This window comes from Neobacillus drentensis NBRC 102427 (assembly GCF_001591445.1).
Lineage (GTDB): Bacteria > Bacillota > Bacilli > Bacillales > Cytobacillaceae > Neobacillus > Neobacillus drentensis.
The window spans coordinates 1-6,065 of record NZ_BCUX01000104.1; the positions used below are offsets into that span (position 1 = coordinate 1).

Sequence of the window (6,065 nt, forward strand, 5' to 3'; positions counted from 1 at the left end):
GCTTATTTTACTTTTGCTGGTTACTCGATTTAGGAAAACCCTTCAAAGGTAACTAAAAGAGTGTTCCAAGGTTATCCCATCAAATACTGATAAATCAAATAGGGTCCTTTTTGCATGGTGACATCAAGGAACGAACAAATGAAGGGGTAATCCTGGTTGGGCATCATCTTCGTCAACTCACTCCACCATTCCGTTTCATAGCGGGCAATCATACTTAAGTTGTAAAGCAATAGGTAATGAATCAGCAGCTCAGGGAAATTAAAATAATTGCCCTTATTAAGGGGCAGCGCGTAATAGTTTGCTTCCAAATGAAACCTTAATGGTGATTTACCAAATGAGGTTGAATTCAACATGAAAGATAATCCCTCCTCTGAAAACTCCACCCCCTTCTCAAACTTAGATGCCAAAAACTCCTTAAAACGATTTTCAGTCATATGAAAATGGTCTAAGATGGTGTCAGGCACCAAGAACTGTTTATTATCTGTTTGTAATTTAATAAATGTCCGTTTCCCTTCAAGTAAAAAGAATAAATCATCTAGTTCTGGTATAAGCTGTAGTAATTCCTCCATAATGACTTTCTCCCCTTCCAATTGTTTCATGTGAAACAATTTTTCAGAGATGAAGGGGAAGAGTCCATTTTTTTGAAATTTAACTTCGTCTTGAAAGAAATGATAATTCTGCTTCTTTCTTTTCCTGGTCGAAACTCCGTGGGCTAAAACAGCTGTTGTTTCTGGATATGCCGGATCAATCGTTAATATACATGCTTTAATTAAATGGACAAGACCATAAAAAAGCATAATTGGTTTTATAATAAGTGGGGAGCTTGCTGCTTGTTGATAATAAACTTGACCGTGTTCAAGATAATAAAGAAAGGCATAACAGTTTTCATAGCTTTTTTGTTCGGGATTTTCGATATTACGCTTTTGGTAACAATTTCTTAGAAAGCGCTGACAGTATTCTGCAGAAAAGAAGCAAGCATAGCTTTTCCAGTCCTTATATTCAATATCCAAGTCAATATCACCTTTTTCAGAAGAATCAGACTAATATTTATTCCTTGACAGTATTTTATCCAATTGATAACCTACAAATAATATTTTTTTCCTGGGGGCTATAAAAATGTGGGAAAGTAAGTTTGTAAAAGAAGGTTTAACGTTTGATGATGTATTATTAATTCCTGGTAAATCTGAGGTACTGCCTAGAGATGTAAACCTGCAAGTTGAATTATCACCAACTGTAAAGCTAAATATTCCCATCATTAGTGCTGGGATGGACACAGTAACTGAGTCCGAAATGGCCATTTCAATGGCTCGTCAAGGCGGTTTAGGAATTATTCATAAGAATATGACCATCGAGCAGCAAGCAGAGCTGGTGGAGAAGGTAAAGAGATCAGAGAGCGGGGTTATTACGGATCCGTTTTTCTTAACTCCGGAACACCAAGTATTTGATGCGGAGCATTTAATGGGGAAATATCGTATTTCCGGCGTACCAATTGTTAATAACCTTGAAGAACAAAAACTTATTGGGATTATCACGAATAGGGATCTTCGCTTTATCCAAGACCAAGATTATTCATTTAAAATTTCTGACGTCATGACTAAAGAGAATCTTGTTACTGCCCCAGTCGGTACTACGTTAAAAGAAGCAGAGAAAATTCTGCAGCATTACAAAATTGAAAAATTGCCTCTTGTCAATGAGCAGGGTGTGTTAAAAGGATTAATCACGATTAAGGATATCGAAAAGGTGATTGAATTTCCAAACTCAGCCAAGGACAGCCAAGGACGTTTATTAGCGGGGGCTGCTGTTGGTGTAACCAGTGATACTATGAAACGTGTCGCTACGCTTGTAAAAGCGAATGTCGATGTCATTGTACTCGATACAGCTCATGGACATTCCAAAGGTGTCCTCGATATGGTAAAGGAAATTCGGAGTGCTTATCCTAACCTTACTATTATTGCCGGTAACGTGGCAACAGCTGAAGGAACCAAAGCCTTAATAGAGGCAGGAGCCGATGTTGTCAAAGTAGGAATTGGACCTGGTTCGATTTGTACTACGAGGGTTGTAGCAGGGGTTGGCGTTCCACAGATTACTGCTGTCTATGACTGCGCAGGTGAAGCGATGAAGCATGGCAAGACGATTATTGCTGATGGCGGCATCAAATACTCCGGTGATATGGTAAAAGCACTCGCAGCTGGCGGACACGCAGTTATGCTTGGCAGTCTGTTAGCTGGTGTAACAGAGAGTCCTGGTGAAACAGAGATTTTCCAAGGGCGCCGCTTTAAAGTATATCGCGGCATGGGTTCAGTGGCAGCGATGGAAAAAGGTTCAAAAGACCGCTATTTCCAAGAAGATAATAAAAAGTTTGTTCCTGAGGGAATCGAAGGACGGATTCCATATAAAGGGCCATTAGCAGAAACTATTTATCAACTCATCGGCGGCCTTCGGGCGGGTATGGGTTATTGTGGAACAAAGGACCTTGAACAATTAAGAAACAACGCACAATTTATTAAAATGACTGGTGCGGGTCTAAGAGAGAGTCATCCACATGATGTGCAAATCACAAAAGAGGCTCCTAACTACTCGTTATAATCAATCAAGCAGAGAAGCAATGTCTTCTCTGTTTTTCTTTGGAAAAGAGGCAGAGCGCCGCATAAGCCATGCATGGGCTGCGAGTTGAGAGTCATGCATGTTTTTTGTGTATAAAGTCCTAAAAAAGTTTGAGAAACTTTCAAAATTAGCCATAAGATGGTTCATAGCTCCGTCTATGATTTGCTTATGAGTTATGTTAAAATAACCAAAGTGTATAAATTCATGGAGGGCGTTAAAGTGAACAAACATTTTTATCGAAAATTTGTTGCCAGTGCGCTGGCACTTATTATGTTTTTGGGGATTTTTGCCGGGGTCGATACAGTTAAGGCCGAAGCAGGACTGAATGTAAATGCAGATGGTGCAATTATGGTTGATGGAGAAACAGGTAGGGTTTTATATCAGAAAAATGCTGACAGCCCATTAGGAATTGCCAGTATGACGAAAATGATGACGGAATATCTTTTACTTGATGCAGTGAAACATGGAAAAGTGAAATGGGATCAGGAATATACGGTAAGTGATCTTGTTTATAAGATTTCGCAGCCTACCGGATTATCGAATGTCCCTTTACGTCTTGGTGAAAAATATAATGTGCGAGAATTATATGAGGCAATGGCCATTTATTCTGCAAATGGGACAACTATTGCTCTTGCTGAAGTGATTGGCGGTTCGGAAACAAATTTTGTGAAGATGATGAATGACAAAGCCAAAAAACTAGGCTTAAAAAATAGTAAATTTGTGAACTCAACGGGTTTGAATAATAAAGATTATAATGGGGAGCAGCCGCAGGGAACAGGTGCGGAGGAGGAAAATGTTATGTCTCCGCGCGACGTGGCAACGTTAGCCTATCATCTAATTAATGATTATCCAGATGTATTAAAAACGGCTAGTACGCCAAAGAAGGTTTTTCGAGAGGGTACAGATGATAGAATAGTCATGCAAAACTGGAACTGGATGCTGCCATCATTGGTTTATGGTTATCAAGGCATGGACGGGCTTAAAACAGGTACAACTGATTTTGCAGGTTATTGTTTTACCGGGACAGCCAGCCGCGATGGAAAACGATTTATAACGGTTGTCCAAAATGCTAAAGATGTGAGCGGCAAAAACGATGGTTATAAGGCACGCTTTGGTGAAACAAAAAAAATGCTGGATTATGCTTTCAGCAATTTTACAAAAGAAACACTTGTTCCTAAACACTATCAAGTAAAGGGACAGAAAACAGTTCCTGTGATTAAAGGAAAAGAGGACCAAGTAAAAATCTATACGAAATCAGCCATTAACATGATTATTCAAAATGGTGGAAAACAGGATTACAAACCAGTCCTTGTTCTGGATAAAAATAAGCTTAATAAAAACGGCGAGTTAACTGCACCTATTAAAAAAGGGGAAAAGATCGGCTACTTAACCGTTGCACCGAAAAGTGGCGAGAAGGTAAGTTTCTTAACGTCTGAGGGCGGGCAGCAGGTTAAGGTTGATGTAATTGCTGTAAATGGGGTCGAAAAATCAAACTGGTTTGTATTAATGATGAGAGGCGTCGGTAATTTCTTTGGCGATGTCTGGCATGGGATTTCTACCGCTGTTAAAGGATGGTTTAATTAAGCAGTAAACATAGGAATATTAAGATTTTGGTGAAAAGGACTCTTGTCTTGATTTACGGCGTACTTCGTTGAGATGGTGAAGGAATCTAAAGCTAAACTTCTTGTAAAATATTGAGTTGAAGAAATTACTGCCCGTTAATGAGGGATAAGAGGGTTGCATTCTGTTTATAATTATAGTAATTTAAAATTACAAAATCATAATGATTAAAGCAATGAGAGGAACTAGTAGCAGGAAACTCATTCTCTAGAGAGCCGGTGGTTGGTGCGAACCGGTGGATGAAGCTTGTGAATCCCTCCTCGAGCAAGGTATGGAACGCCTCCGTAAGAGGTCAGTAAGTACTTTCGGTAGAAACCGTTAACGTTTTTCGAGGTGGACAGTTTTTTCTGTCAACCAGGGTGGTATCGCGAGTAACTCTCGTCCCTGTTTTAGGGGCGGGAGTTTTTTGTTTTTCAAGCGGAAACTTTCCTCTTGATATTTTTTCTATAAAAGGAGTGCGACGATTATGTTAGATATTAAAGTGTTACGAGCTAATTTTGAAGATGTGAAAGCAAGGCTTCAAAATCGCGGAGAAGATTTATCTGCTCTCGATCAGTTTGAGGAACTTGACCAAAGAAGGCGCGAATTGATTGTTGAAACAGAACAATTAAAAAGCCGGCGTAATGAGGTTTCTCAGCAGGTGGCTACTTTAAAACGTGAAAAACAGAATGCGGATCATTTGATTACGGAAATGCGTGAGGTGGGTGACCAAATCAAAACGTTTGATGATGAATTACGAGTGGTGGAAGAATCATTAGAACTGTTGATGTTGAGCATTCCGAATATCCCTCATGAAAGTGTCCCAGTGGGTGAAACTGAGGAAGATAATATTGAAATTAGGCAATGGGGCAAGGTACGTGATTTTGAGTTTGATGCAAAGCCGCACTGGGATGTTGCCGATCACTTAGGTATTCTTGACTTTGAACGGGCCGGAAAAGTAACCGGCAGCCGCTTTGTCTTTTATATAGGGTTAGGGGCTCGTTTAGAACGGGCGTTAATCAGCTTCATGTTAGACCTCCATGTTGATGAGCATGGTTATACAGAAATATTGCCGCCTTATTTAGTTAACCGGGCAAGTATGACTGGAACGGGACAGCTTCCAAAGTTTGAAGAAGATGCCTTTTTGATTGAAAATGAAGATTACTTCTTGATTCCAACCGCTGAGGTTCCTGTAACCAATCTTCATCGCGATGAAATCCTAAGTGGTGAAGACCTGCCAATCCGCTTTGCTGCCTATAGTGCGTGTTTCCGCTCTGAGGCGGGTTCTGCAGGTCGTGATACACGTGGTTTGATTCGACAGCATCAATTTAACAAAGTAGAGCTTGTAAAGTTTGTTAAGCCTGAAGATTCTTACCAGGAGCTTGAAAAGCTGACCCATGACGCGGAACGGGTATTACAATTACTAGAACTGCCATACCGCGTGCTAAGCATGTGTACAGGTGACCTTGGCTTTACCGCAGCGAAAAAGTACGATATTGAAGTTTGGATTCCAAGCTATGGAACATACCGCGAGATATCTTCTTGCAGTAATTTTGAGGCTTTCCAGGCAAGACGGGCCAACATTCGCTTCCGTCGCGAACCTAAGGCAAAGCCTGAGCATGTTCATACCCTAAATGGTTCTGGCCTCGCGATTGGCCGCACGGTGGCAGCCATTTTAGAAAATTATCAACAAGCCGACGGCAGCGTTGTGATTCCTACTGTGTTACGTCCATATATGGGCAACCATGACGTCATTACATTGAAATAAATAACAAAAACTGGACAGATAAAAATTGTCCAGTTTTTTTATTTAGTATGTTGACATAGTAAAAACTATATGATAAATTAGTTTTTATTGATAC

Annotated in this window: 4 protein-coding genes and 1 other annotated feature; of the genes, 3 read left to right on the forward strand and 1 reads right to left on the reverse strand. The window is 40.2% G+C overall.

What is annotated here, in order from left to right; translation table 11 throughout:
- Positions 1-71: 71 nt before the first annotated feature.
- On the reverse strand, positions 72-1,010 hold the full coding sequence (locus BDR01S_RS24105) for a YaaC family protein (protein WP_082797569.1): 939 nt from the start codon (positions 1,008-1,010) through the stop codon (positions 72-74).
- Positions 1,011-1,116: 106 nt separating this feature from the next.
- Here BDR01S_RS24105 and guaB point away from each other — a divergent pair, with 106 nt between their 5' ends.
- The 3 genes from guaB (at position 1,117) to serS (ending at position 5,971) form a co-directional block, all read left to right on the forward strand.
- Positions 1,117-2,586: an IMP dehydrogenase gene (guaB, locus tag BDR01S_RS24110; protein ID WP_066249167.1), complete on the forward strand. Its 1,470-nt coding sequence runs from the start codon at positions 1,117-1,119 to the stop codon at positions 2,584-2,586.
- A gap of 222 nt (positions 2,587-2,808) precedes the next feature.
- On the forward strand, positions 2,809-4,188 hold the full coding sequence (locus tag BDR01S_RS24120; RefSeq protein ID WP_418303022.1) for a serine hydrolase: 1,380 nt from the start codon (positions 2,809-2,811) through the stop codon (positions 4,186-4,188).
- A gap of 202 nt (positions 4,189-4,390) precedes the next feature.
- Positions 4,391-4,613: a binding site (T-box leader), on the forward strand.
- Between the two features lie 77 nt (positions 4,614-4,690).
- A complete protein-coding gene (gene serS, locus BDR01S_RS24125) occupies positions 4,691-5,971 on the forward strand; it encodes a serine--tRNA ligase (protein ID WP_066249173.1) in 1,281 nt (426 codons plus the stop codon).
- Positions 5,972-6,065: the final 94 nt, after the last annotated feature.